The 22,641-nt window shown below is 70.6% G+C and carries 19 protein-coding genes; 12 read left to right on the forward strand and 7 right to left on the reverse strand.

What is annotated here, in order from left to right:
- Positions 1 to 87: 87 nt before the first annotated feature.
- Both ACX80P_RS03680 and ACX80P_RS03685 read left to right on the forward strand, forming a co-directional pair.
- Positions 88 to 456, forward strand: coding sequence for a BlaI/MecI/CopY family transcriptional regulator (locus ACX80P_RS03680; protein WP_459276669.1), 369 nt, complete (start codon positions 88 to 90; stop codon positions 454 to 456).
- An 8-nt stretch (positions 457 to 464) separates the two neighbouring features.
- Positions 465 to 1,460 carry a M56 family metallopeptidase gene (locus ACX80P_RS03685; RefSeq protein WP_459276670.1) on the forward strand — a complete coding sequence of 332 codons (996 nt, stop codon included), beginning with the start codon at positions 465 to 467 and terminating at the stop codon, positions 1,458 to 1,460.
- A 4-nt stretch (positions 1,461 to 1,464) separates the two neighbouring features.
- Here the strand turns inward: ACX80P_RS03685 and ACX80P_RS03690 are convergent, their stop codons facing one another.
- Positions 1,465 to 3,570: a DNA gyrase/topoisomerase IV subunit B gene (locus tag ACX80P_RS03690; RefSeq protein WP_459276671.1), complete on the reverse strand. Its 2,106-nt coding sequence runs from the start codon at positions 3,568 to 3,570 to the stop codon at positions 1,465 to 1,467.
- Positions 3,571 to 3,832: 262 nt separating this feature from the next.
- On the opposite strand from ACX80P_RS03690, the gene ACX80P_RS03695 reads away from it, so the two are divergent.
- On the forward strand, positions 3,833 to 4,054 hold the full coding sequence (locus ACX80P_RS03695) for a DUF7455 domain-containing protein (protein ID WP_459276672.1): 222 nt from the start codon (positions 3,833 to 3,835) through the stop codon (positions 4,052 to 4,054).
- Between the two features lie 194 nt (positions 4,055 to 4,248).
- On the opposite strand, the gene ACX80P_RS03700 is transcribed toward ACX80P_RS03695, so the two are convergent.
- The 4 genes from ACX80P_RS03700 to ACX80P_RS03715 all read right to left on the reverse strand — a co-directional run bounded on the left by ACX80P_RS03700 (position 4,249) and on the right by ACX80P_RS03715 (position 9,736).
- Positions 4,249 to 5,460 carry an RNA polymerase sigma factor gene (locus ACX80P_RS03700; RefSeq protein ID WP_459276673.1) on the reverse strand — a complete coding sequence of 404 codons (1,212 nt, stop codon included), beginning with the start codon at positions 5,458 to 5,460 and terminating at the stop codon, positions 4,249 to 4,251.
- Between the two features lie 320 nt (positions 5,461 to 5,780).
- Positions 5,781 to 7,184 (reverse strand): DUF4192 domain-containing protein, encoded by a 1,404-nt coding sequence (locus tag ACX80P_RS03705; protein ID WP_459276674.1) that lies wholly within the window; start codon positions 7,182 to 7,184, stop codon positions 5,781 to 5,783.
- A 79-nt stretch (positions 7,185 to 7,263) separates the two neighbouring features.
- Positions 7,264 to 8,595: an MFS transporter gene (locus ACX80P_RS03710; protein WP_459276675.1), complete on the reverse strand. Its 1,332-nt coding sequence runs from the start codon at positions 8,593 to 8,595 to the stop codon at positions 7,264 to 7,266.
- 61 nt (positions 8,596 to 8,656) lie between these two features.
- A complete protein-coding gene (locus ACX80P_RS03715; protein ID WP_459276676.1) occupies positions 8,657 to 9,736 on the reverse strand; it encodes a proteasome assembly chaperone family protein in 1,080 nt (359 codons plus the stop codon).
- 174 nt (positions 9,737 to 9,910) lie between these two features.
- On the opposite strand from ACX80P_RS03715, the gene ACX80P_RS03720 reads away from it, so the two are divergent.
- From ACX80P_RS03720 to ACX80P_RS03740, 5 genes are all read left to right on the forward strand, one after another.
- Positions 9,911 to 11,458: a leucyl aminopeptidase gene (locus ACX80P_RS03720; RefSeq protein ID WP_459276677.1), complete on the forward strand. Its 1,548-nt coding sequence runs from the start codon at positions 9,911 to 9,913 to the stop codon at positions 11,456 to 11,458.
- Positions 11,459 to 11,719: 261 nt separating this feature from the next.
- Complete coding sequence (gene lpdA, locus ACX80P_RS03725; RefSeq protein WP_459276678.1) at positions 11,720 to 13,102, forward strand: dihydrolipoyl dehydrogenase; 1,383 nt, start codon at positions 11,720 to 11,722, stop codon at positions 13,100 to 13,102.
- A 152-nt stretch (positions 13,103 to 13,254) separates the two neighbouring features.
- A complete protein-coding gene (sucB, locus tag ACX80P_RS03730) occupies positions 13,255 to 15,102 on the forward strand; it encodes a 2-oxoglutarate dehydrogenase, E2 component, dihydrolipoamide succinyltransferase (RefSeq protein WP_459276679.1) in 1,848 nt (615 codons plus the stop codon).
- Between the two features lie 137 nt (positions 15,103 to 15,239).
- On the forward strand, positions 15,240 to 15,671 hold the full coding sequence (locus ACX80P_RS03735; protein ID WP_459276680.1) for an OsmC family protein: 432 nt from the start codon (positions 15,240 to 15,242) through the stop codon (positions 15,669 to 15,671).
- Between the two features lie 126 nt (positions 15,672 to 15,797).
- Positions 15,798 to 16,694, forward strand: coding sequence for a TIGR01777 family oxidoreductase (locus tag ACX80P_RS03740; RefSeq protein ID WP_459276681.1), 897 nt, complete (start codon positions 15,798 to 15,800; stop codon positions 16,692 to 16,694).
- An 18-nt stretch (positions 16,695 to 16,712) separates the two neighbouring features.
- Here the strand turns inward: ACX80P_RS03740 and ACX80P_RS03745 are convergent, their stop codons facing one another.
- Entirely contained in the window at positions 16,713 to 18,743 is a 2,031-nt protein-coding gene (locus ACX80P_RS03745) for a serine/threonine-protein kinase (RefSeq protein WP_459276682.1), read from the reverse strand.
- A gap of 233 nt (positions 18,744 to 18,976) precedes the next feature.
- Here ACX80P_RS03745 and ACX80P_RS03750 point away from each other — a divergent pair, with 233 nt between their 5' ends.
- The 4 genes from ACX80P_RS03750 to ACX80P_RS03765 all read left to right on the forward strand — a co-directional run bounded on the left by ACX80P_RS03750 (position 18,977) and on the right by ACX80P_RS03765 (position 21,962).
- Positions 18,977 to 19,357: a hypothetical protein gene (locus ACX80P_RS03750; protein WP_459276683.1), complete on the forward strand. Its 381-nt coding sequence runs from the start codon at positions 18,977 to 18,979 to the stop codon at positions 19,355 to 19,357.
- 48 nt (positions 19,358 to 19,405) lie between these two features.
- The gene (gene lipB, locus ACX80P_RS03755; protein ID WP_459276684.1) at positions 19,406 to 20,140 is read left to right on the forward strand and encodes a lipoyl(octanoyl) transferase LipB; all 735 of its coding nucleotides are present in this window, start codon (positions 19,406 to 19,408) and stop codon (positions 20,138 to 20,140) included.
- Entirely contained in the window at positions 20,137 to 21,138 is a 1,002-nt protein-coding gene (gene lipA / locus ACX80P_RS03760; RefSeq protein WP_459276685.1) for a lipoyl synthase, read from the forward strand. The genes lipB and lipA overlap by 4 nt, the downstream gene beginning before the upstream one ends.
- Positions 21,139 to 21,209: 71 nt before the next feature.
- Positions 21,210 to 21,962 (forward strand): DUF4191 domain-containing protein, encoded by a 753-nt coding sequence (locus ACX80P_RS03765; RefSeq protein WP_459276686.1) that lies wholly within the window; start codon positions 21,210 to 21,212, stop codon positions 21,960 to 21,962.
- 71 nt (positions 21,963 to 22,033) lie between these two features.
- On the opposite strand, the gene ACX80P_RS03770 is transcribed toward ACX80P_RS03765, so the two are convergent.
- Positions 22,034 to 22,471, reverse strand: a complete 438-nt coding sequence (locus ACX80P_RS03770; protein WP_459276687.1) for an RDD family protein — start codon at positions 22,469 to 22,471, stop codon at positions 22,034 to 22,036.
- Positions 22,472 to 22,641: the final 170 nt, after the last annotated feature.

Consider the following 22,641-nt stretch of genomic DNA (forward strand, 5'->3'; position numbering starts at 1 on the left):
TTAGAAGAACCACGCGTGGCGCTCCGCTTCCGGAGTGCAGGCCTGTCCCGGGGGGGGATCGGATCGCGGTCGATTGAAGGAAAGAACATGGCAACGCTCGGAGACCTGGAACGCACAGTGATGGATCTGCTGTGGACGACGCCGGAGGCGATGACCGCCAACGAGTTGCGGGACGCCATCGCCGACGCGCCATTCGGGGAGGTGGGACGCGAACTGGCCGTCACGACGGTGCTCACCGTGCTGTCCCGGCTGGAGAAGAAGGGCCTCGTGCAGCGGGAGCGCGACAGCCGCCCGCACCGGTACAGGTCCGTCACCAGCCGCGAGGACCACACGGCGGAACTCATGCATGAAGTCCTGGTGACCGCTCCGGACCGCGATGCCGTCCTGGCCCGCTTCATCGGCAGCGTGTCCGAAGCCGAAGCCCAGACCCTGCGCAAGCTGCTTGGCGGCAGCTGACCCGCCCCGTGTTCTGGGCCTCCTACCTGCTCGCGGCGCTCGCGATCTTCCTCGCGTGGCCTGCACCCATCGCACTCTCGCGGGCCGAATGGCCGGCGCGGGCGCCCTTCACCGCCATGGTGCTGTGGCAGTCGATAGCCCTGGCCGGCGGGCTGTCGATGATCGGCGCGATGCTGGTCTGGGGCCTCGAGCCGCTCGGCGACAACCTGGTGGAGGCGTCGGCCGCGTTCCTGGACATCCTGCTCGATGACGAGTCGGCCGATTCCCTCGGCGTCATCCACGTCTTCGCGATCAGCGCCGCCACCCTCCTTCTCGGGCACCTCCTCTTCACGCTGGCCCTGACGTTCGTGCGCATCCACCGTCAGCGGCGGCGCCACCGCGACATGCTCACCCTGCTCAGCTCCCCCGCGGCCGGTCAGCCCGCGACACTCGTCATCAAGCACCCGACGCCGGTCGCCTACTGCCTGCCGGGCGGGGCGCGCTCGGTCACCGTCATGTCGGACGGGCTGATGGACCTCCTCAGCCAGGCGGAGCTCGACGCCGTTCTCACGCACGAGAGCGCGCACCTGCACCAGCGGCACCACCTGCTGCTGTGGGCGTTCGCGGCCTGGCGCTCGGCGCTCCCCTGGCTGCCCACCTCACGGCTCGCGCAGCGGGCCGTGAGCGACCTGATCGAGATGCTCGCCGACGACGAGGCCCTGCGCCACGTGGATGAGCCGACGCTCATCCGCGCGATCGCCATCGTGGGCGCGGGAGCGCCGCCGTCGACCCCGGACACGCTCGACGACGCCCTGGCCGATGAGAGCGCGATCTCCCTGTCGACCGTCACGGGAACGGTGACGGGCGGGACGGCGGACGTGACGTCCACGGCGCAGCGCCTGCGCCGGCTGCTCACTCCCCTGCCGCCGCTCGGGCGGTTGCAGCAGGGGCTGGCCCTGTCCTCCGCCGGGGTGCTGCTCGTGGTGCCTCCGCTGCTCCTGGTGGCCCCCGAACTGCTCGGCTGACCCGTCAGGCGTCGATGCGGTCCCGGTCCAGGGATGCCGCACCCGCCACGATGAAGTCCTTGCGGGGCGCGACGTCGCTGCCCATCAGCAGGTTGAAGACGCGCTCGGCGGATTCGGCCTCCTGGATGCGGACGCGCCGCAGCGTCCGGTGGCGGGGGTCCATGGTCGTCTCCGCGAGCTGGTCCGCGTCCATCTCCCCGAGCCCCTTGTAGCGCTGGATCGGTGACTTGTACCGCTTGCCCTGCTTCTCCATCGTCGCGAGGAGCCGCGTGAGTTCGGCCTCGGAGTACGTGTAGATCATCTCGTTGGCCTTGGAACCGCCGTTGATCACCTCAACCCGGTGCAGCGGGGGCACAGCCGCGTACACGCGGCCTGCCTCGACCAGCGGGCGCATGTACCGGAAGAACAGGGTGAGCAGCAGCGTCCGGATGTGGGCGCCGTCGACGTCGGCGTCGGTCATCAGGATGACCTTGCCGTACCGCCGTGCGTCGAGCTGGAAGCTCCGCCCGGAACCCGCCCCGATGACCTGGATGAGGGCGGCGCACTCCGCGTTGGAGAGCATGTCCCCCACCGAGGCCTTCTGCACGTTGAGGATCTTTCCGCGGATCGGCAGCAGCGCCTGGTAGTCGGAGGAGCGCGCGTTCTTCGCTGTCCCGAGGGCGCTGTCCCCCTCGACGATGAAGAGTTCCGACCGCTCGGCGTCGTCGATCCGGCAGTCGGCGAGCTTCGCCGGCATGGAGGAGGTCTCGAGCGCGTTCTTGCGCCGCTGCGTCTCCTTGTGGACCCGCGCGGAGATGCGGGACTTCATCTCCGCGACGACCTTCTCCAGCAGGAGCGCCGACTGCGCCTTGTCGTTCCGCGCCGACGAGGACAGCCGGGCCTGCAGCTCCTTCTCGACGACTCTGGCGACGATGGCCCTGACGGCCGAGGTGCCGAGGATCTCCTTGGTCTGGCCCTCGAACTGCGGTTCGGCGAGGCGGACCGTGAGGACGGCCGTCAGCCCGGCGAACACGTCGTCCTTCTCGATCTTGTCGTTGCCGGCCTTGAGCTTGCGGGCGTTGGCCTCGATGACCTTGCGGAACGTCTTCAGCAGCGCCTGCTCGAAGCCGCTCTGGTGCGTGCCCCCCTTGGGTGTGGCGATGATGTTGACGTAGCTACGGACCGTCGTCTCGTAGCCGATGCCCCAGCGCAGCGCGATGTCCACCTCGCAGTCGCGCTCCACCTCCGCCATCTGGCTGTGCCCGCGGTCGTCGAGGACGGGCACGGACTCCTTGAAGCGGCCCGAGCCGTGGAAGCGCCACACGTCGGTGACCGGCGCGTCGAGGGCCAGGAATTCGGCGTACTCGGAGATGCCGCCGTCGTGCTGGAACACCTCCTCCACGGGCCCGGACTCCGCCGGCGTGCCCGGGAGCCGCCGCTCGTCGCGCAGTGTGATGCGAAGTCCCGGCACCAGGAAGGACGTCTGGCGGGCGCGGGTCTGCAGTTCCTCGTAGGAGAACGTGGCGTCGGGCGTGAAGATCTGGCGGTCGGCCCAGTACCTGATGCGGGTTCCCGTCACGCCGCGCTTCGCCGTCCCGACGACCTCGAGGCGCGACCCGTCCAGGAAGGGTTCGAAGTCGGCGGCGGGCGACGGCGTCCTCCCGTCCTTGAAGACGCCGGGCTCGCCGCGGCGGAAGGACATGGCGTACGTCTTGCTGCCGCGATCGACGAAGACGTCCAGGCGGGAGGACAGCGCGTTGACCACGCTGGCGCCGACGCCGTGGAGGCCGCCGGAGGCGGTGTACGAGCCGCCGCCGAACTTGCCCCCGGCATGCAGCTTGGTGAAGACCACCTCGACGCCCGTCAGGCCGGTCTTGGGTTCGATGTCCACGGGGATGCCGCGGCCGTCGTCGTGGATCTCCACGGAGCCGTCGCCGTGCAGGATGACCGTGATGTTCTGGCCGTGGCCGGCCAGCGCCTCGTCGACGGAGTTGTCGATGATCTCCCACAGGCAGTGCATGATGCCGCGGGAGTCGGTGGACCCGATGTACATCCCGGGACGCTTGCGGACCGCCTCGAGGCCCTCGAGGACCGAGAGGTGCCGGGCGGTGTAGTCCGAGGTGGGGGTCACGGTGGTTCAGTCTCCTTGGCGGGACGGCCACGATCCAGGACAGGCGTCAGGAGGGTGGTGGCCGGGACGGGTCAGCCCAGTTTATTACCTCCCGCCGACAGCGACCGGCGGGCCCCTCGGGAGCGCGCCCGGCACCGCCCCGTGTACTCCGGTCATGTGACCCATACCGCTGATACGCCGCCAGCGAAAGGAGGCCCAGCCTGCGGAGGAGCGGCGACGAATAGTGGTTATATGAATACACGATCCACATGAGGAGGCATTCATGACCACTGCAGTAGCAACTCGCGAGCTCACTGCCCTGGACCGCTGCGATCGCTGCGGCGCCCAGGCCTACGTGCGGGCAGTCCTTCAGTCCTCCGGTGGAGAGCTTCTGTTCTGCGGCCACCATGCGCGCGCCGTCGAAGCGAACCTCAAGCCACTCACCTCTGAGTGGCAGGATGAGACCGAGCGGCTTCACGCGAAGCCGGCCCTCGCCGGCGACTGACCGCCACAGGGACCACCGACCACGAACACCATCGGGCGCCCCGTGTACAGGCGCTGAGATGCAGCAAGGGCCCACTCCGGACGGAGTGGGCCCTTGCTGCATCTGCGGGCATCTCGCTGCTTCCGCCGGGCGCCCGGCCGACCACGGAGGGCCCCTCCCGCAGGAAGGGCCCTCCGTCCACGCATCCTCGACGATCAGTCGAGGTAGTCCCTCAGCACCTGGGACCGGGAGGGATGGCGGAGTTTCGACATCGTCTTCGACTCGATCTGGCGGATCCGCTCACGGGTCACGCCGTAGACCTTGCCGATCTCGTCCAGCGTCTTCGGCTGACCGTCGGTCAGCCCGAAGCGCATGGCGACGACGCCCGCTTCACGCTCGGAGAGAGTGTCGAGGACCGAGTGGAGCTGTTCCTGCAGGAGGGTGAAGCTCACGGCGTCCGCCGGCACGACGGCCTCGGAGTCCTCGATCAGGTCACCGAACTCCGAGTCGCCGTCCTCGCCGAGCGGTGTGTGGAGGGAGATGGGCTCGCGGCCGTACTTCTGGACCTCGACGACCTTCTCCGGCGTCATGTCGAGCTCGAGGGCGAGTTCCTCGGGGGTGGGTTCACGGCCGAGGTCCTGCAGCATCTGGCGCTGGACGCGGGCGAGCTTGTTGATGACCTCGACCATGTGGACCGGGATGCGGATGGTGCGGGCCTGGTCCGCCATGGCGCGGGTGATCGCCTGGCGGATCCACCAGGTCGCGTAGGTGGAGAACTTGAAGCCCTTTGTGTAGTCGAACTTCTCGACCGCACGGATCAGGCCCAGGTTGCCTTCCTGGATGAGGTCGAGGAAGAGCATGCCGCGCCCGGTGTAGCGCTTGGCCAGGGATACGACGAGGCGGAGGTTGGCCTCGAGGAGGTGGTTCTTGGCGCGTTTGCCGTCGTGGATGACGAATTCGAGTTCGCGCCTGAGCTTCGGGTCCATGTCCGGGTCCGCGGCGATCTTCTCCTCGGCGAAGAGGCCGGCCTCGATGCGCAGGGCGAGGTCCACTTCCTGCTCCGCGTTCAGCAGGGCGACCTTGCCGATCTGCTTCAGGTAGTCCTTGACGGGGTCCGCCGTGGCACCTGCCGAGACGACCTGCTGCGCGGGGGCGTCGTCGTCGTCCGCGTCGGAGTAGACGAAGCCGGTGCTCGTCCCGACCTCGGGGGTCTCGGGCTTCGCGTCCTCAGCATCGACCTCGACCTCGACGGCGGGATCCGCTGCGTCGAGGGTCTCCACGGAACCCTGGGCATCCGCCGCCGATGCCTTGGCGGCCGCAGCGGACGAAGCGGCCTTCGTGGCGGGCTTCTTGGCCGCTACGCGACGCTTGGTGGTGGTGGTACCAGCGTCTGGCGACGCCGGTGCTGCTGTCTTCTTGACCGGCACAGGAAACCTTTCGTACGGCGGTGTGTGGCGCCGTCAGAGGGACAACACCACTATGACCCTGTCAAGTCCGCGCTCGATACCAGACGACTACTGCCGGGTCAGTTCCCTGGGGAACGGTCCCGCAGCCCTCGCTATTCCCGCCGGAGGCGCCCTGCGGCGACGACCGGTGTGGAATGCTCGGAGATGTTCTGGTGCACGGACCCAACCGGGTCTCAACTTTCATTGTCTCACGGCCCGCCGTCGTGCCGGAAATCACCGGCGCGGTCGGAGACCCACCCCCGCCCGCGCCGCAGCGCCCGCCGTGCGGCCCCTCCGCCGCCTCAGGCCGCCCCCTGCAGGGCCGCCGCGGCGTCCGCGGTCCAGGCCGTCGCGCGGCTCCGGGCCCAGGTCGGTAACCCGCCGCGGCGCAGGAGTTCATGGAGCAGGCGCGCGAGGCGGTAGCCGGGCACGGCACGCTCCGCCGCGTCCAGGAAGACCGCTGCGCGTGATCCCCGGCCCCGCGCATACTCGAACCAGGCGCTCATGGTCAGCGCGGCGGCGCGGGACTCGCCGTCGGACACCGCGGCGAGCCGCGCGAGGACGACGCTCATCGCATCGACGCGGCCCCAGGCGATCGGGCCGGCATGCCTGCCGGCCAGCACGTCCGCGTAGAGCAGGGCCTCCGTCCCGCAGGGCTCCGGTTCCGCTGCCGCCCTCGCCGCCCCGGACCGCGTCCCGGCGTCGGTGCCGGCCTTGACGCCGTCGTCGACACCGGCCATCCGGAAGGCGGCGACGGCGCGCTGCAGCGGTCCGTCGGTGAGCACGGTGGGCAGGACCCAGGGGGTGACCGCCGGGCCGTGCCCTGCCCTCGTCGCTGCATCCACCCCCGCTGCCGGATCGAGCAGTCCACAGGCCACGGCACCGTCGAGAGCCGCCGCGGAGCCGAGGCACGCACCGGCGAGGAGGAAGTCGCGGACCGCCCGCGACTCGACACTCGCCAGAAGGAAGCCGGCGACATCCGGCTCGGCCTCCACCGCGAAATCCCCCGCGCCGCGCAGGACGGCATCCCACAGTGCGGCGGTCGCACGGAACTGGGCGGGCGTGGTCCACCGGCCCGCGCAGGTCGCGGCATAGTGCGCCTGGGCGCCTTCGACGGCCCGGACCGCCGACCCCGAGGCGTCCCGTGCCGCGACGGAGGGCGCGGCGCGGAGGACGGCGTCGGGCGCCGAGACGTCGAACGCGCTCCCGCCGAAGATCAGTTCGGCGTTCAGGGCGCTGTGGGCCACGGTGTCGAGGGGTTGCCCGGGCCAGGGGCAGCACTCCTCCTCCATGCAGAAGAAGTCCCGCCACCCGCCGGGCGAGACGAGCCAGCCCCCGCGGACGGAAAGGCCCGCGGATCCGAGGACCGTCTCGAGGGTCAGCACCAGCGCGCTGCGCGGCGCAGGGGTGCGTTCCACCCAGTGCTCCCGCGTGTACACGACGACGAGCGTCCCGTCGGCGTCGGGATCGCCCTGCAGGAACGAGAGCACGCCGTCGGCGAACCCGAGCGGGTCCGCCCCGGCATCGGGGAGGTCCACCCGCAGGGTGGCACCCAGCCGCTTGCCCGACGTCGTCAGGACCACCAGGCTCTCGTCGGGCATGAAGCCGAGGGCGTGGGGGACGTAGGAGAGGATGTCGGCCGGTGAGCCGACGACGAAGGACGGTGACCGTGGGGTGCCCGGCGAGGGGGTGGTGGAAGATGACATGCCGCCAGCCTCCTCGGTGTGCCCGCGGCGTCGACGGGCGCCCGCGCCTATGTGGACAACCGCCGCGGGCCGCCCTGCCCTACCGGCTCCGGGCCGCTCTCTGCTCCCGCCGGCGCCGGCGCTCGCGGGCCAGGGCGTCACGGATCGGCGGGACGACGACACCCTGCTCGGCCATCCGCCGTCGGACCCTCCTCCGCGAGATGACGACGGCGGCCGCACCGGCCGCGAGGACGACGAGCTGCACGGCCATCGCCAGGCGGAAGGACGCCAGCGCGTACAGGTCGCCCTGCGAGAAGCCGTTCCCGAGCAGGACGTCGAGGACGACGCCGATCGCGAACATGGTGAGCAGGGACGCCACGAAGCCGCCGATGTTCACGATCCCGGTCGCGGTCCCGAGGCGCGCCGCCGGGTTGAACGTGCGGGCGAAGTCGAACGCGATCATGGATCCCGGCCCTCCGACGGCGAGCGCGACCACCAGCAGGACCAGCAGCGGGAGCGGCGCGGGTCCGGGGTAGAGGAGGACCGCCAGCCACACGCCGGCCATGAGGGCGGCGATGGCGAGCACCATGGTGGAGCGCCGGAGCGGGTGCCGGCCCACGTAGCGGCCGAGGAGCGGGCCGCAGCCGATCCCGACGGCGACGAACAGGGTCATCAGCGCGGACGCCACCCCTTCGCCCACCTTCTCGGCCCGGACCAGGTAGGGGTAGCCCCACATGAGGACGAAGACGGTGCCGGGGAACTGGATGGTGAAGTGGGTCCACAGGCCCAGCCGCGTGCCGGGCTGCTTCCAGGCGGCGGCGAGGGAGACGCCCGTCTCCCGGATGCTCTGGGCACTCCTCCGGCCGGCGACGGGCGAGTCCCGGATCAGGGTGACCGACAGGACGGCGGCGAGGGCCGAGAGGGCGGCGGCCGAGAGGAACGCGGACTGCCAGCCGAACGCGGACAGCACCGCGACGAACGGGATGACCGAGACCACCTGGCCGAGCTGGCCGACGATCCCCGTCCACTGCGTCAGGACGGGGATGCGGCGCGGCTCGAACCAGGCGGGCAGCAGCCGGAGGACGCTGATGAACGTCATCGCGTCCCCCGCGCCGACGAGCAGGCGGCCGGTGATGCCGGCCCCGACGGAGTCGGCGAAGGCCAGCTGCGCCTGGCCCAGGGCCATGAGGACGCCGCCGGCGACGATGAGCGTCCGGGGACCCCACCGGTCGACGAGGACACCGACCGGCACCTGCAGACCGGCGTAGACGAGCAGCTGGACGACGGTGAAGATCGAGAGCTGCGACGCGGAGGCGCTGAAGCGTTCCGTCGCCTCGAGGCCGGCGACGCCGAAGGAGGTGCGCTGGGTGACGGCGACGAGGTAGGCCGTGACCCCTGCCGCCCAGACCAGGAATGCCCGCGAAGAACTCACCCGCCCATTATCCCGTCGTGATGCGGCGGCCGGGTCCCGGCGATCACCGGCCGAATCGGCGCTACGCGGCCGATCGCGGGCCCGCGGGCCCGCCGTCGCGCCCCTCGGGGCCGGACGGCCCGCGGGGATCCCCACCCTCGGCCGCAGGATCGGCGGGGTCGGGGTCCGCGTGGTCGTAGTCGATCGGCGTCGTCCCGAGGAACTCCGTGTCCCACAGCAGCGTGGACTCCTCCTCGGCCTGCGGGCTCGCGAGGTACGCCTCGACGGCGGCGCCCAGTTCCTCCGCGCTCGCGAGTTCGCTGTTCTCCTTCACGAGCAGCGACTTGCGGGCGGCGCCGTCCGCGTACTCGTCGTACCGCTTCTCCAGCGAGGCGACCACCGACTGCACCTCCGTGGAGTTGCCGACCTGCCGGGCGATCTGCCGTTCGACGTCGCGCCCGGTCTCCCGCAGGCGGTCCGTGGGGAGGACGAGCCCGGCGGTCGCGCCCAGGTACTCGAGGCCCGCGACGGCGGCCGGCGGGTATTCGGCCTCCGAGAGGTAGTGCGGCACGTGGATGACGTGCCCGACGACGTCGTGACCGGCCTCGATGAGGCGCAGTTCCAGCACGTGCCCGATGGACGCCTGCAGCTCGGCGGTGGGGCGCCAGGCGTTCATGCCGTCGATGAGGTCGGACCGGTTGCCGTGCAGGGTCACGCCGATCGGTCGCGTGTGCGGGACGGGCATCGGGATCGCGTGGAGCCAGGAGACGAGGTTCACGTCGAGGTCCTCGACGAGCCCGACGACGGCGCTCGCGAAACGCTCCCACTGGAGGTCCGGCTCGGCACCGGTGAGGAGCAGGAACGGCTCCCCCAGACCGTCGTACAGGCGGTGCAGTTCGAGCCGGTGCGGCCGGTAGTCCGTCAGGTGGTCCTCGGCGAAGGTGATCCTCGGGCGGCGGCCGCGGTAGTCCATGAGCTGGTCGGCGTCGAACTGGGCGACGGGCTCGTGGTCGAGCACCTCGAGGAGCTCCTCGCTGACCTGCGCGACCACCTGCCCGGCATCCATGAATCCGCTGAGGCTCACCAGCAGGGGCAGCCCCTTGCTCGCGGGGTCGTCGAAGACGTCGGTGTCGGTGGTGTACAGGGTTCGTGGATCCAGCATGGCTCTCTCCTCCGGTCAGGTCCTGTTCTCCTCAACGCCCCCCGCACCGGCTTCATTCCGGGCCGCGGCGGCGCAGAGACTACGATCGTCAGGACGGTTCCCGGACCACCAGATACCGGGACCGGCAGGGACGCCGATCCGGACGACCCATCCGGACACGAGGAGACAGATTCCGTGATCAGAACGACCGAACTACACCTGACCGCTTCCGCGAAGGACCTCAAGAAGATTCCGAGCGACGCGCTCGTGATCGCGGTCGCCAAGGGGACCGACGGGCCCGTCCTGCTCGACAGCCCGCTCCCCGCGAAGGCCGCCCGCGCGCTCGCCGACTCCCTCCAGGTCCTCGGCATCACGGGTGCCGCGGACGAGGTCCGCCGCTTCCCGGGCCTCCCCGAGACCGGTGCCGACTCGCTCGTCCTCTCCGGCGTCGGGCCGGCGTCCACTGGTGACGTCCTCGCGCCGGAGACGCTCCGCCGCGCCGCGGGCGCCGCGATCCGCCAGCTGACCGGCCTCGACACCGTCGTCGTCGCCCTGCCGGCCACGACCGTCGCGGAGGCGACGGCCGTCGCGGAGGGCGCCGCCTTCGGCGCCTACAGCTACGAGGGCCACAAGTCCGGGATCCGGCCGGACGGCACCGTCGCCCCCGCCACGGACAGGACGGCCGTCCGCAACGTCATCGTGTACACGCCGGCCGCGGACGATGCCGAGCTCGCCCCCGCGCTGCGCCGCGCCGCCGTCCTCGGCAAGAACGTCAACGCCACGCGCACGCTCGTGAACCAGCCCCCGAGCCACCTCTACCCCGAGACGTTCGCGCAGGCCGCGAAGGACCTCACGCGCGGCCTCCCCGTCAAGGTCACCGTGATGGACGAGAAGCGCCTCGAGCGCGACGGCTACGGCGGCATCCTCGGCGTCGGCAAGGGATCCTCCCGCCCGCCCCGGATGGTCAAGGTCGAGTACTCCCCCGCCAGGTCGGCCGTCCACCTCGCCCTCGTGGGCAAGGGCATCACGTTCGATTCCGGAGGACTGTCGCTGAAGCCCGCCGCGGGCATGCAGACGATGAAGCTGGACATGGCGGGCGCCGCCGTCGTCCTCACCACCCTCATCGCGGTCGCCGAACTGGGCCTTCCCGCCAAGGTGACGGCCTGGCTGTGCCTCGCCGAGAACATGCCCTCCGGGACCGCGCAGCGCCCCGAGGACGTCCTGTCGATCTACGGCGGCCGCACCGTCGAGGTCCTCAACACCGACGCCGAGGGCCGCCTGGTCCTCGCGGACGGCCTCGCGGCCGCGAGCGAGGAGGCACCCGACGCCATCATCGACATCGCGACGCTCACGGGCGCGCAGATGATCGCCCTCGGCACGCGCGTCTCCGGCGTCATGGGCGACGACGGCGTCCGGGACGCCGTGAAGGCGGCGGCGGACCGCGCGGGCGAGCAGTTCTGGCCCATGCCCCTGCCCGAGGAGCTGCGTCCCAGCCTCGACTCGCAGGTCGCGGACATCGCCAACATCGGCGAGCGGAACGGCGGCATGATGACCGCTGCGGTGTTCCTCCGCGAGTTCGTCGGCCAGGTCGACGGCGAGAAGATCCCCTGGGCGCACCTCGACATCGCCGGGCCGGCCTTCAACGAGGGCTCGGCGTACGGGTACACGCCGAAGGCGGGCACCGGCGTCGGCGTCCGCACCCTGCTGGCGTACGTCGAGGACGTCCTCGCCCGCACCGCCTAGCATCCGGGCGCCGGGCCGCGTGTCGGGCCCGGCGCCCTCCCCGTCCCCTCGGTGCCCCGGGTGAGAATGCGCACATCGGCGAACTGCGGCCCGTGACGTCCGCGCTTCAGGTGGATGCAGGCCACATCTGGGGATAGGGTGAAAAACGAGGGCACCAAGCACCTGCGTGTTGCACCGCGACCGCATCAGCAATCGATCCACCAACCGATCCATCAACCGACGCGACCTGCGCGTCGACAGACCATGCGAGGGAGCGTCCACGTGGCCGCATCGGCAAGTGCGCAAGAATTCGACATCCTGGTACTGGGTGGGGGCAGCGGCGGGTACGCTGCGGCACTCCGCGCGGTGCAGCTGGGCTTCACGGTGGGGCTCATCGAGAAGGGCAAGCTCGGCGGCACCTGCCTCCACAACGGCTGCATCCCCACCAAGGCGCTCCTGCACTCGGCCGAGATCGCCGACGGCGCGCGCGACGCCGAGAAGTACGGCGTCAAGGCCACGTTCGAGTCGATCGACATGAATGCCGTCAACGCGTACAAGGACGGCATCATCGCCGGCAAGTACCGCGGCCTGCAGGGGCTCATCAAGTCCAAGGGCATCACGGTCATCGAGGGCTCGGGCAAGCTGGCGTCGCAGAACACCATCGACGTCGACGGCACCGTCTACACCGGCAAGCACATCGTCCTGGCCACCGGCTCCTTCTCGCGCAGCCTCCCCGGCCTCGAGATCGGCGGCAAGGTCATCACCTCGGACCAGGCCCTCACCATGGACTTCGTGCCGAAGACCGCGATCATCCTCGGCGGCGGCGTCATCGGCTGCGAGTTCGCGTCCGTCTGGAAGTCCTTCGGCGTGGACGTCACCATCATCGAGGCCCTCCCCTCCCTCGTCCCGAACGAGGACGCGTCGATCGTCAAGAACTTCGAGCGGGCGTTCAAGAAGCGCGGCATCAAGTTCAACACCGGAACCCGCTTCAAGTCCGTCGAGCAGAACGCGGACGGCGTCGTCGTGTCCCTCGAGGACGGCAAGACCTTCGAAGCGGACCTCATGCTCGTCGCCGTCGGACGCGGGCCCGTCACGCAGGACCTCGGGTACGAGGAGGCCGGCCTCACCCTGGACCGCGGCTTCGTCATCACCGACGAGCGCCTCCACACCGGCGTCGGGAACATCTACGCGATCGGCGACATCGTCCCCGGCCTGCAGCTCGCGCACCGCGGTTTCCAGCAGGGTATCTTCGTGGCCGAGGAGATCGGCGGCCTGAAGCCCGTCGTCGTCGCCGACCTGAACATCCCCAAGGTCACCTACAGCGACCCGGAGATCGCGTCCGTGGGCTACACGGAGAAGGCGGCCCGCGAGAAGTTCGGCGACGACCGCGTCGAGACGCACGAGTACAACCTCGCCGGCAACGGCAAGAGTTCCATCATCGGCACCGGCGGCCTCGTGAAGCTCGTCCGCGAGAAGGACGGCCCGATCGTCGGAGTACACATGCTCGGCAGCCGGATGGGCGAGCAGATCGGCGAAGCGCAGCTCATCGTCAACTGGGAGGCCTACCCCGAGGACGTCGCCCCGCTCATCCACGCGCACCCCACGCAGAACGAGGCCCTCGGCGAGGCCCACCTCGCCCTCGCCGGCAAGCCGCTGCACGGCTGACGCACCCCTCGTCGGCGCCACACCGGCTTGGTCCACGCCCCGGGGGCGTGGACTAAGCTCGGGAGCAGGAATTTCAAGCACGTCCAGCTGTGCGGGCCACGCGCGTCGACCAGCTGCCAAGGAACGATCTACGAAGGAGAAACGGGCGCATTATGTCTGAATCCGTGAACTTGCCCGCTCTCGGTGAAAGCGTCACCGAAGGCACCGTCACCCGCTGGCTGAAGCAGGTCGGTGACCGTGTCGAGGTCGACGAGCCCCTTCTCGAGGTCTCCACCGACAAGGTCGACACCGAGATCCCCTCCCCGATCGCCGGCGTGATCGAGGAGATCTTCGTCGCCGAGGACGAGACCGCCGAAGTCGGTGCCCCGCTCGTGCGCATCGGCGACGGCTCCGGGAGCGGCGACTCGGACGGTGCCGCACCCGCCGTCGAGGAGGCACCCGCGGAGGAGGCCCCTGCCGAGCCCGCGCCGGCCCCCGAGGCTGAGGCTCCCGAGGCAGCCCGCGCCGCAGCCGGGTCCTCCGACACGTCCGATGCCTCCGCCGACGCGCCTTCCGAGGGCACCGAGGTGACCCTCCCCGCCCTCGGCGAGAGCGTCACCGAGGGCACCGTCACCCGCTGGCTCAAAGCGGTGGGAGACGACGTCGAGCTCGACGAGCCGCTCCTCGAGGTCTCCACCGACAAGGTCGACACCGAGATCCCCTCCCCCGTGGCGGGCAAGCTCCAGGAGATCCGCGTCAACGAGGACGAGACCGCCGAGGTCGGTGCGGTCCTCGCCGTGATCGGGTCGGGCGCTGCCGCACCCAGGAAGGTGGAGGCCGCGTCGGGCGAACCCCTCGCCGCCGCGCCCGCCGAGGAGCGCGCGGACGCTCCCACCGAGCAGGCCGGTTCCCACCACGAGGCCGAGCGCGCGCAGCAGACCTCCGAGTCCGACGACGACGCCGGCGCGACGCCTGCAGCGAAGCCCGCCGCAGCCGCGGAGGAACCAGCCGAACAGGCCGCCCCCGCGTCAGCGCCGTCGGAGGCGTCCGCGGGCTCGGACGCCGTCTACGTGACGCCCCTCGTCCGCCGCCTCGCCAACCAGAACGACGTCGACCTCTCGACCGTCAAGGGCACCGGCGTCGGAGGACGCATCCGCAAGCAGGACGTCCTCGAGGCAGCGGAAGCCCGCAAGGCCCAGCAGGCCCAGCAGGCGGAGCCCGCGGCAGCACCGTCCACCCCGGCGCCGGCAGCCGCTGCCCCGTCGAAGCCCGCCGCGCCCGCCGTCGAGCCTTCGAAACTGCGCGGCACCGTGGAGAAGGCCCCGCGCATCCGGCAGACGATCGCCAAGCGCATGCGCGAGTCGCTCGAGGTGTCCGCCCAGCTCACCCAGGTGATCGAGGTCGACATGACCCGCATCGCGAAGCTGCGGACCTCCTCGAAGGACACCTTCCAGGCGCAGAACGGGGCGAAGCTGACCTTCCTTCCCTTCATCTCGAAGGCCGTCACCGAGGCCCTCAAGCAGCACCCGAAGCTGAACGCCTCCTTCGACGAGGAGAAGAAGGAAGTCACCTACCACGACGCCGAGCACCTGGCGATCGCGGTGGACACCGAGAAGGGCCTGCTCGTCCCCGTCATCAGGGACGCCGGCAACCTCAACCTCGGAGGCCTGGCCAAGAAGATCGCGGACGTCGGTGCGCGCACCCGCAGCGGTCAGATCGGTCCGGACGAGCTCTCGGGCGGCACGTTCACGATCACGAACATCGGCTCCGCCGGAGCCCTGTTCGACACGCCGATCATCAACCAGCCGCAGGTCGGCATCCTCGGGACCGGCATCATCGTCAAGCGTCCGGTGGTCATCACCGGCCCCGACGGCGACGACACGATCGCGATCCGCTCGATGATGTACCTGAGCCTGACCTACGACCACCGCCTGGTGGACGGTGCGGACGCGGGTCGGTTCCTGCAGACCCTGAAGGCACGCCTGGAGGGTGGCGCGTTCGAGGCCGACCTCGGCCTGTAACACCTGCACGGCCCAGCCTGCCGCTCGAGAAGCCGCGTCCCGTCAGGGAGGCGGCTTCTCCTGTTCTCCCCCGATCCCTAGGATGGGACCGAAGCACCGGATGCGACCTCCGCGTCCACTCGACACCAAGGAGAACCATGGCTACCGTTCGCAAAGCCCACACCGTCTGGAGCGGGGACCTCCCCACGGGTTCGGGGCAGGTCACGCTCGATTCCTCCGGCCTCGGAACCTACGACGTCACCTGGAAGGCACGCGCCGAGCAGTCCGAGGGCAAGACCAGCCCCGAGGAACTCATTGCCGCAGCGCACTCGGCGTGCTTCTCCATGGCCTTCAGCCACGCCCTCGGCGAGGAGGGCAAGACCCCGGAACGCGTCGAGACGAAGGCCGAGGTGGACTTCCAGCCCGGCACCGGCATCACCGCCATCCGCCTCACGCTCGACGCCACCGTGCCCGGGCTGTCCGAGGAGGACTTCCAGCGCGTAGCCCAGGCCGCCAAGGAGGGCTGCCCCGTGTCGCAGGCGCTGGCCGCGGTCAAGGACATCTCGCTGATCGCCACGCTGCAGGGCTGAAGCCCCCGCTCCGTGGACGAAGGACCCCGGATGCCGTCCGGGGTCCTTCGTCCTGGTGGTCCCGGGACGTCCCCGGTGGCGCCTCCCGCGGTACCGTTCCCCCCTGACAAGTGGTTCGATGGGTCCATGCGTATCCTCCTCGCCGGCGCGTCCGGGACCATCGGCACTGCCCTCATCCGCCAGCTCGAGACGAACCACGAGGTCCGACGCCTGGTGCGCAGGGCCCCCACGGGTCCCCAGGAGATCCGCTGGAATCCCTCGGCCGGGGACCTCGACGTCGCCGCCGTCGACTGGGCCGACGCCGTCATCAACCTCTCGGGGGCGGGCATCGCCGGCGGGCTGTGGACGAGGAGCTACCGTGAGACGCTCTACTCCTCGCGCATCCAGCCCACCCGGACACTCGTGCAGGCCATGAGGAAAGCCGCGCACCCGCCCGCCGTCTTCATCAGCCAGTCCGCGTCCGGGTACTACGGCGATCGCGGGGACGAGGTCCTGACGGAGGGCTCGACCTCCGGCGGAACCCTGCTCGCTGACATCTGCCGCCGCTGGGAGGCCGAGGCGCTCGGTGCCCCCGCTTCCGTCCGCGTCGTGCTCGCGCGGACCGGGATCGTCATGGCGGAGAAGGGCGGCGCCTTGCCCAAGCTGTTGGTCCCGATCCGGTTCTTCGCCGGGACGTCGCTCGGATCCGGGCGGCAGTGGTGGCCGTGGATCAGCCTCAATGACGAGGTCCGAGCCCTCGAGTTCCTCCTCACGGCTTCGGTGGCCGGGCCCGTCAACCTGAGTGCTCCGACCCCTGCGACCCTGGACGCCATCACGGTGCAGCTCGGCAAGGCGTTCCACCGACCGGTGTGGTTCCGCGTGCCCGGCCTGGTCCTGACCACCGTCATCGGGCAACTCGCCTACGAGCTCCTGTTGATCAGCGCGCGCATGGAGCCGCGCGCGCTGACCCGTGCCGGTTTCACCTTCGACGAGCCCACGCCGGAAGCCCTCGCCGCATGGGTCCACCGCACCGCGACATCCTGAACCCGCCCGCGGCACGGCTCACGGGGGTGCTGCCACGACGGAATGGATCCGCCACCCGTCCGCGGACGACCACAGGATGAAGATGAGCTCCTGCCGGCCGGCTGCCGTCAGCGGGTCCGGTGCGGACCGGTGCGACGCTGACGCCCGGGTCTCGGTGTAGGACGAGAGGGCTGCCGTCGCCCGCACCAGGGACACCTCGGTGGACGGTGGCGGGTCGGTGACGGCGGCGAGGCCCGAGAGCGCCGGGAGACCGGCGAGCTGCGCCTCCGTCAGGGCGGATGGTGCCCGGATGTCGATCGACAGGTCCCGGAGGATCCTGCCCGTCTGCGCGAGCGCTTCGACTGCTTCCCGATCCGCCGTCATCGCGGGGGATCCCCCGACGTCGACCCTCGTGAGCAGGTCCGGGTCGGCCTCCGCGAAGGCCCGCGCCCGCACAGCAGCGAGGCCGACCAGGGCGGCAGCGGGATCGTCGGGTGACTCCGCCCGATCCGCATCAGGGCGATCGGCCGTGACCTCGTTCCGGGCCTGATCCTCGCCCGGCTGCGTGTTCCCACCGCCGGCGTCCGTCCCGTCCGACGGGCCCGGAGCTGCACGGGCCCGCATGGGACCGGTTGGCGATCCGGTCGGTGATGCGGACGGTGATCCGGACGGTGATCCGGACGGTGATCCGGACGGTGATCCGGACGGTGATCCGGACGACGGTCCGCCGGGGACGGCACCGGGAGCAGCGACGGGCGCTCCGCCGGCCGCCGGCTCGACGGTGCGCCCGTCGACGGTCAGTACCAGCCCACCCACGAGCAGCACGACGGCGGCGGCCCCGGCCAGGATCGCCAGGACCAGCCGGGCCCGCACCTCCCGCGACCGTGCACGCCCGTGACCCCGCGGAGTGGCGGGGGCCACCCCGTCGGAGGGGCGGCGCGGCCGGGTGCCCAGGGAAGGACGCCCTTGCCGCCCGGCTCCGGGTCCTCTGCCCCCGGTGCGCGGGCCGAGGCCGACCGCCCGCCTCCACCAGGACTGCGGACGGCCGGGAGGTGCGTCGGCCCGTCGGGTCAGCAGTTCGGGGAGGATGCTCGCATGTACGGCGGGAACGAGGTCGACGGGCACCGGCGTGGAACTGGCCAGCAGGCTGCGGGTGAACTGCTCGGCGGTGGGCCGCCGCTCACGGGCGGAGCCCAGCGCGTCCTCGATGAGCTGCATCAGATCCCTGGGTACTTCCGGGACGATCAGCGCGAGCGGGGGCCGCTGCTGCGCAGGACCGGGCACGCGGCCGGTCAGTGCGAACCACGCCACGGCGGCCAGGGCGAAGACGTCGGCGCCCGGGTCGAAGGAGCCGTCCTGGAGCGGATCGAGGAACCCCGGTGTCCCTGCTGCACCGCCCCGCCCGGCCCCCAGCAGCCGTCCGGTCCCGAGATCGCCGAGGAGGGGCTTGCCTTCCGCGGTGAAGAGGATGTTCCCCGGCGTGACGTCGCCGTGCAGGGCGCCCGAGGCGTGCAGGTAGCCGAGCGCCTGCGCCACCGGTGCCAGGGCCGTCACCACCTCGGGGATCGGCAGCGGTCCGCGGCTCGTGACGAGGCCGAGGAGCGACCCGCCCGGGGCGAGGTCCATCAGCAGGCCGGGGCCCTGGTCCGTCTCGACGATCCCGTGCACCCTGACCAGGTGGTCGTGGGTGAACCGCTGCAGCAGTGTGAGTTCCCGCACGAGGTCGGTCGTGCCCGCGCCCGGCCCCCGGCGGTGCCCGGGACCCGACGACGGCAGGGCGTCTGCCGCACTGTCCCCTTTCACTCCCGAGGCGGGAGAGGGTGTCATGCCGGCTGCCGCGCGCCGCCCGCGGCGGGTCGGCGCCGCGGGACCCTCCATGACACGTCCTTCCGCAAGGGCCGACGGGACCGGCGTCGCCACCTTCAGCGCGAAGCGCCGCCCGCCGTCGTCACCCGCGAGCCACACGGCGGAGGAACCACCGCGCCCCAGGAGGCGCCCGACCTGCAGGCCGTGGACGACCGGACGCTGCGCGTCGTCGTCGGACTCGGCGCTCCGCGGGCGGTCCGGCATGCCAGCCGGTCCCGACGCGGCACCCGTGGCGGGACCGCCTGCGGGTCCCCCTGTGACCGGCTCCGGCCTGGCCTGATCGGATCCTCCGGCATCCTCCATGCTCCAGTTCTAGGCCACCGCGACGACCCCGTCCGCGTTATCCACAGGCTGCCGCGCACCGCTGCCCGGACCGATTGAAGTACTAGAACATCTGTTCTATTTTTAAGGCACTATTCCACTCGAGGCAGGCAGCCATGAAACGCATTCCCGCTGACTCACCCGATGCGTGGCGTCCCGTGGACGAGGCCGTCGGACTCGTCTTTGCGGACGTCGACGGCATCCCGCAGCCCTGTCGGCTGCGGTGGCGGGGGTCGCTGTGGCAGGTCGTCGGTCCGCGTCGCCACTGGTCCACCTGGCGGGCGCTCCCGGGGACCTCGGCGGGCCCGGAGGAGGTGCGGCCCGTCCACCCCTGGCGCGCCGACTTCTGGAGGTTCGAGGCCCAGACCGGCCCCGTCTCCCCGATCCTGCGGTTCGAGGTGCGCCGTGCCGGGCAGGACTGGCGGCTGGTCAGGCTCGGGGCGGGCTTCGACCTGCCCGGGCGATCCGAGGACCAGCACTCAGACCGGCACCGGTGATGCGGGACGGGGCGGAAGAGTGTCCCTCCGCAGGACTAGGCTTGTGCCATGACTCTTGTGCTGTCGCGCGTCGGCCTCGCTCCGGACTACATCGAGTACACGGAGGGGTGGGAGATGCAGAAGGCCCTCCACGCCCGTGTGGTGGAGGGCAGCGCTCCCAGCACCGTCCTCCTCCTCGAGCACGCCGCCGTGTACACCGCGGGCAAACGCACCGAGGAGCACGAGCGGCCCTTCGACGGTACGCCCGTGGTGCCTGTCGACCGCGGAGGGAAACTCACCTGGCACGGGCCGGGACAACTGGTCGGCTATCCGATCCTCGCGCTGCGTGACCCGGCGCGCATCGCCGAATACGTCCACACGCTCGAGGAAGCCATCATCATCTCGCTGCGGCAGTTCGGCATCGACGGTCTTCGGATCGACGGGCGGTCCGGGGTCTGGCTCGCGGCGACGGGCACGCAGCCCGCACGCAAGATCGCGGCGATCGGCATCCGTGTGAAGAACCGCGTCACCATGCACGGCTTCGCGGTCAACTGCAGCAACGATCTCGCGCCCTTCCAGCAGATCGTCCCCTGCGGTATCGCGGACGCGGGTGTCACATCCATCTCCTCCGAGTGCGGGCGCACGGTCACACCGGCCGATCTCGTTTCGTCGATCGAGGACGAACTGCGCAAGAATGAGGCGGTGCTGGTGGGCACGGACGACACCGGAACCCCACGCCACCCTGCTGGTGCCGCCGGAGCACCCGGTTTCGCCCAGAACCCGTCAGAAGGAGCTTTCCTGTGAGTCTTGCACCCGAGGGCCGCCGCCTGCTGCGCGTCGAGGCGCGCAATGCCGAGACACCGGTGGAGCGCAAGCCCGACTGGATCAAGGCGAAGGTCACCATCGGCCCCGAATTCGTGGCCATGAAGAACCTCGTCAAGAAGGAGGGTCTGCACACCGTCTGTGAGGAAGCAGGCTGCCCCAACATCTTCGAGTGCTGGGAGGACCGGGAGGCCACGTTCCTGATCGGCGGCTCCGAGTGCACCCGCCGGTGCGACTTCTGCCAGATCGACACCGGCAAGCCGCAGCCCCTCGACCGCAGTGAGCCCTTCAAGGTCGCACAGTCGGTGCAGTCGATGAACCTGCGCTACGCCACCGTGACCGGCGTCGCCCGCGACGACCTGCCCGACGAGGGTGTCTGGCTCTACGCCGAGACCATCCGGCAGATCCACAGCGTGAACCCGGGCACCGGTGTCGAGATCCTGATCCCCGACTTCTCCGGCCGTCCTGAGCACATCGCCGCGATCTGCGACGCGGCCCCGGAGGTCTTCGCGCACAACGTGGAGACCGTCCCCCGCATCTTCAAGCGGATCCGCCCGGCGTTCCGCTACGAGCGCTCCCTCGACGTCATCGCGCAGGGGCGCGACCGCGGCATGGTGACGAAGTCGAACCTCATCCTCGGCATGGGTGAGACCCGGGAGGAGATCTCCGAGGCCCTCCGCGACCTGCACGACGCCGGCTGCGACCTCATCACGATCACGCAGTACCTGCGGCCGAGCGAGCGCCACCTCCCGGTGGACCGCTGGGTGAAGCCCGGCGAGTTCGTCGAACTGAGCGAAGAGGCCGAGGAGATCGGTTTCCTCGGCGTCATGAGCGGGCCCCTCGTCCGCTCGTCCTACCGCGCGGGCCGACTCTGGGCGCGTGCCATGCGCAAGAAGGGCCTCGAACTCCCTCCGGAACTCGCCCACCTCGACGAGTCCGGATCAGCACTGCAGGAAGCGTCCTCGCTCCTCGCCGGCTGACGCACCCCGCCGTGCACGACGGCGGGCACTCCGGCCGTCGCTCTCCCGCCATCCCGTAGAATCGAAGCACTATGTCGCACATGATCGATCCTTCCGGTTCACCCACGCCCAAACGCCGTCTCTTCGCCCGCAAGCCGCGGGCCGCAAAGGGTCCGAAGAAGACCGGTCGGATGAAGCAGGTCTCCGAAGTATTCAAGATGACGCGGCGCAACGATCCGAGCGTCGTCTGGTTCATGCTGCTGGCCTTCGTCGGCATCATCGCGCTGGGGCTGCTGATCGGCCTGCTGATCGGCAACGTCATCACGCTGATGATCATCGCGATACCCCTCGCGTTCCTCGCGGCGATCTTCATCCTGTCCCGTCGGGCCGAGCGCGCTGCGTTCTCGCAGATCGAGGGAAAGCCCGGCGCTGCCGGAGCCGCCCTGAGCGTCCTCCGCCGGGGCTGGATCCTCCAGGAGCAGCCCGTCGCGGTCAACCCCCGCACGCAGGACGCCGTCTTCCGTGTGATCGGCCGCCCGGGCGTCATCCTCGTCTCGGAAGGCCCCTCCACCCGGGTGAAGCAGCTCGTGGACGGCGAGAAGCGCAGGATGGCGCGCATCATCCCGAATGTGCCGATCCATGTCATCGAGACCGGCCGCGGTGAACGCCAGGTGCCCCTCTCCAAGCTCCCGAAGACGGTGCAGAAGCTCAAGAAGACCCTCACCAAGCAGGAGGTGTACGCCGTCGACAAGCGGCTGAGCGCCCTCGGCACCAAGCTCCCGATCCCCAAGGGCGTGGATCCGTTCAGGGCCCGTCCCGACCGCAAGGCCATGCGCGGGCGCTGACCAGCCGGCCGCACACATGCGAAGAGCCCCTCCCGGGAGCAGTAGCCGGGAGGGGCTCTTCGCATGTCCTGCTAGATCCGGAAGAGCCCGGTCCCGCGCACCCGGTCGTGGACGCCCCGCTGGTCCGCGTCGATGATGAGCGCCGGGATCACGAGGCACAGGAGCACGCTCCGGATGGTCGCCGTGAGATAGCCTGCGGGCTTCCCGTCCAGGGTCTGCACCTGCATGCGCAGAAGGCGATGCCCGATGCTGTAGCCGAAGAAGCCGACGAACAGGATCTGTTCGAGGAGGAAGAGGTACAGCGTTGCGAAGGAGTCGTAGTCGAAGAACGCCGCCGAGACCGCCGAGCAGATCACCCAGTCGATGAGGAGCGCCGCCGCCCTGGGGCTGAACCGGGCGATCGACCCGGGGCCGGATTCCGGGCGTCCGAGCCGCTGGCCGGGCCACTGCTGGTTGCCCGATGGGGAGGGGCCCTCCATCCACGAGCCGATGTCGTCTCTGCTTACCACGCCTCCAGCCTACCCGGGGGGAGCAGCCGCATTATGCCCCCACTCGGGGGAACGCGCTAGGGTAGGAGGCGCACTTCCCGCCATGTAACATCCCGGAAACAACAGCGACACCAGCGAGAAACTGCCCGCTCCTACAGTTGGAACGAGACGACGGCAGTGTCTCTGTCAGA

The organism is Arthrobacter arabinosi, assembly GCF_054511115.1.

Bases quoted from the DNA above. Each gene is read 5' to 3' on its own strand.
- ACX80P_RS03750 (WP_459276683.1), top strand. From the start codon at position 18,977: ATGAAACGCATTCCCGCTGACTCACCCGATGCGTGGCGTCCCGTGGAC.
- ACX80P_RS03745 (WP_459276682.1), bottom strand. From the start codon at position 18,743: ATGCCGGACCGCCCGCGGAGCGCCGAGTCCGACGACGACGCGCAGCGT.
- ACX80P_RS03740 (WP_459276681.1), top strand. From the start codon at position 15,798: ATGCGTATCCTCCTCGCCGGCGCGTCCGGGACCATCGGCACTGCCCTC.
- lipB (WP_459276684.1), top strand. From the start codon at position 19,406: ATGACTCTTGTGCTGTCGCGCGTCGGCCTCGCTCCGGACTACATCGAG.
- ACX80P_RS03715 (WP_459276676.1), bottom strand. From the start codon at position 9,736: ATGCTGGATCCACGAACCCTGTACACCACCGACACCGACGTCTTCGAC.
- ACX80P_RS03735 (WP_459276680.1), top strand. From the start codon at position 15,240: ATGGCTACCGTTCGCAAAGCCCACACCGTCTGGAGCGGGGACCTCCCC.
- ACX80P_RS03705 (WP_459276674.1), bottom strand. From the start codon at position 7,184: ATGTCATCTTCCACCACCCCCTCGCCGGGCACCCCACGGTCACCGTCC.
- sucB (WP_459276679.1), top strand. From the start codon at position 13,255: ATGTCTGAATCCGTGAACTTGCCCGCTCTCGGTGAAAGCGTCACCGAA.
- ACX80P_RS03695 (WP_459276672.1), top strand. From the start codon at position 3,833: ATGACCACTGCAGTAGCAACTCGCGAGCTCACTGCCCTGGACCGCTGC.
- ACX80P_RS03765 (WP_459276686.1), top strand. From the start codon at position 21,210: ATGTCGCACATGATCGATCCTTCCGGTTCACCCACGCCCAAACGCCGT.
- ACX80P_RS03680 (WP_459276669.1), top strand. From the start codon at position 88: ATGGCAACGCTCGGAGACCTGGAACGCACAGTGATGGATCTGCTGTGG.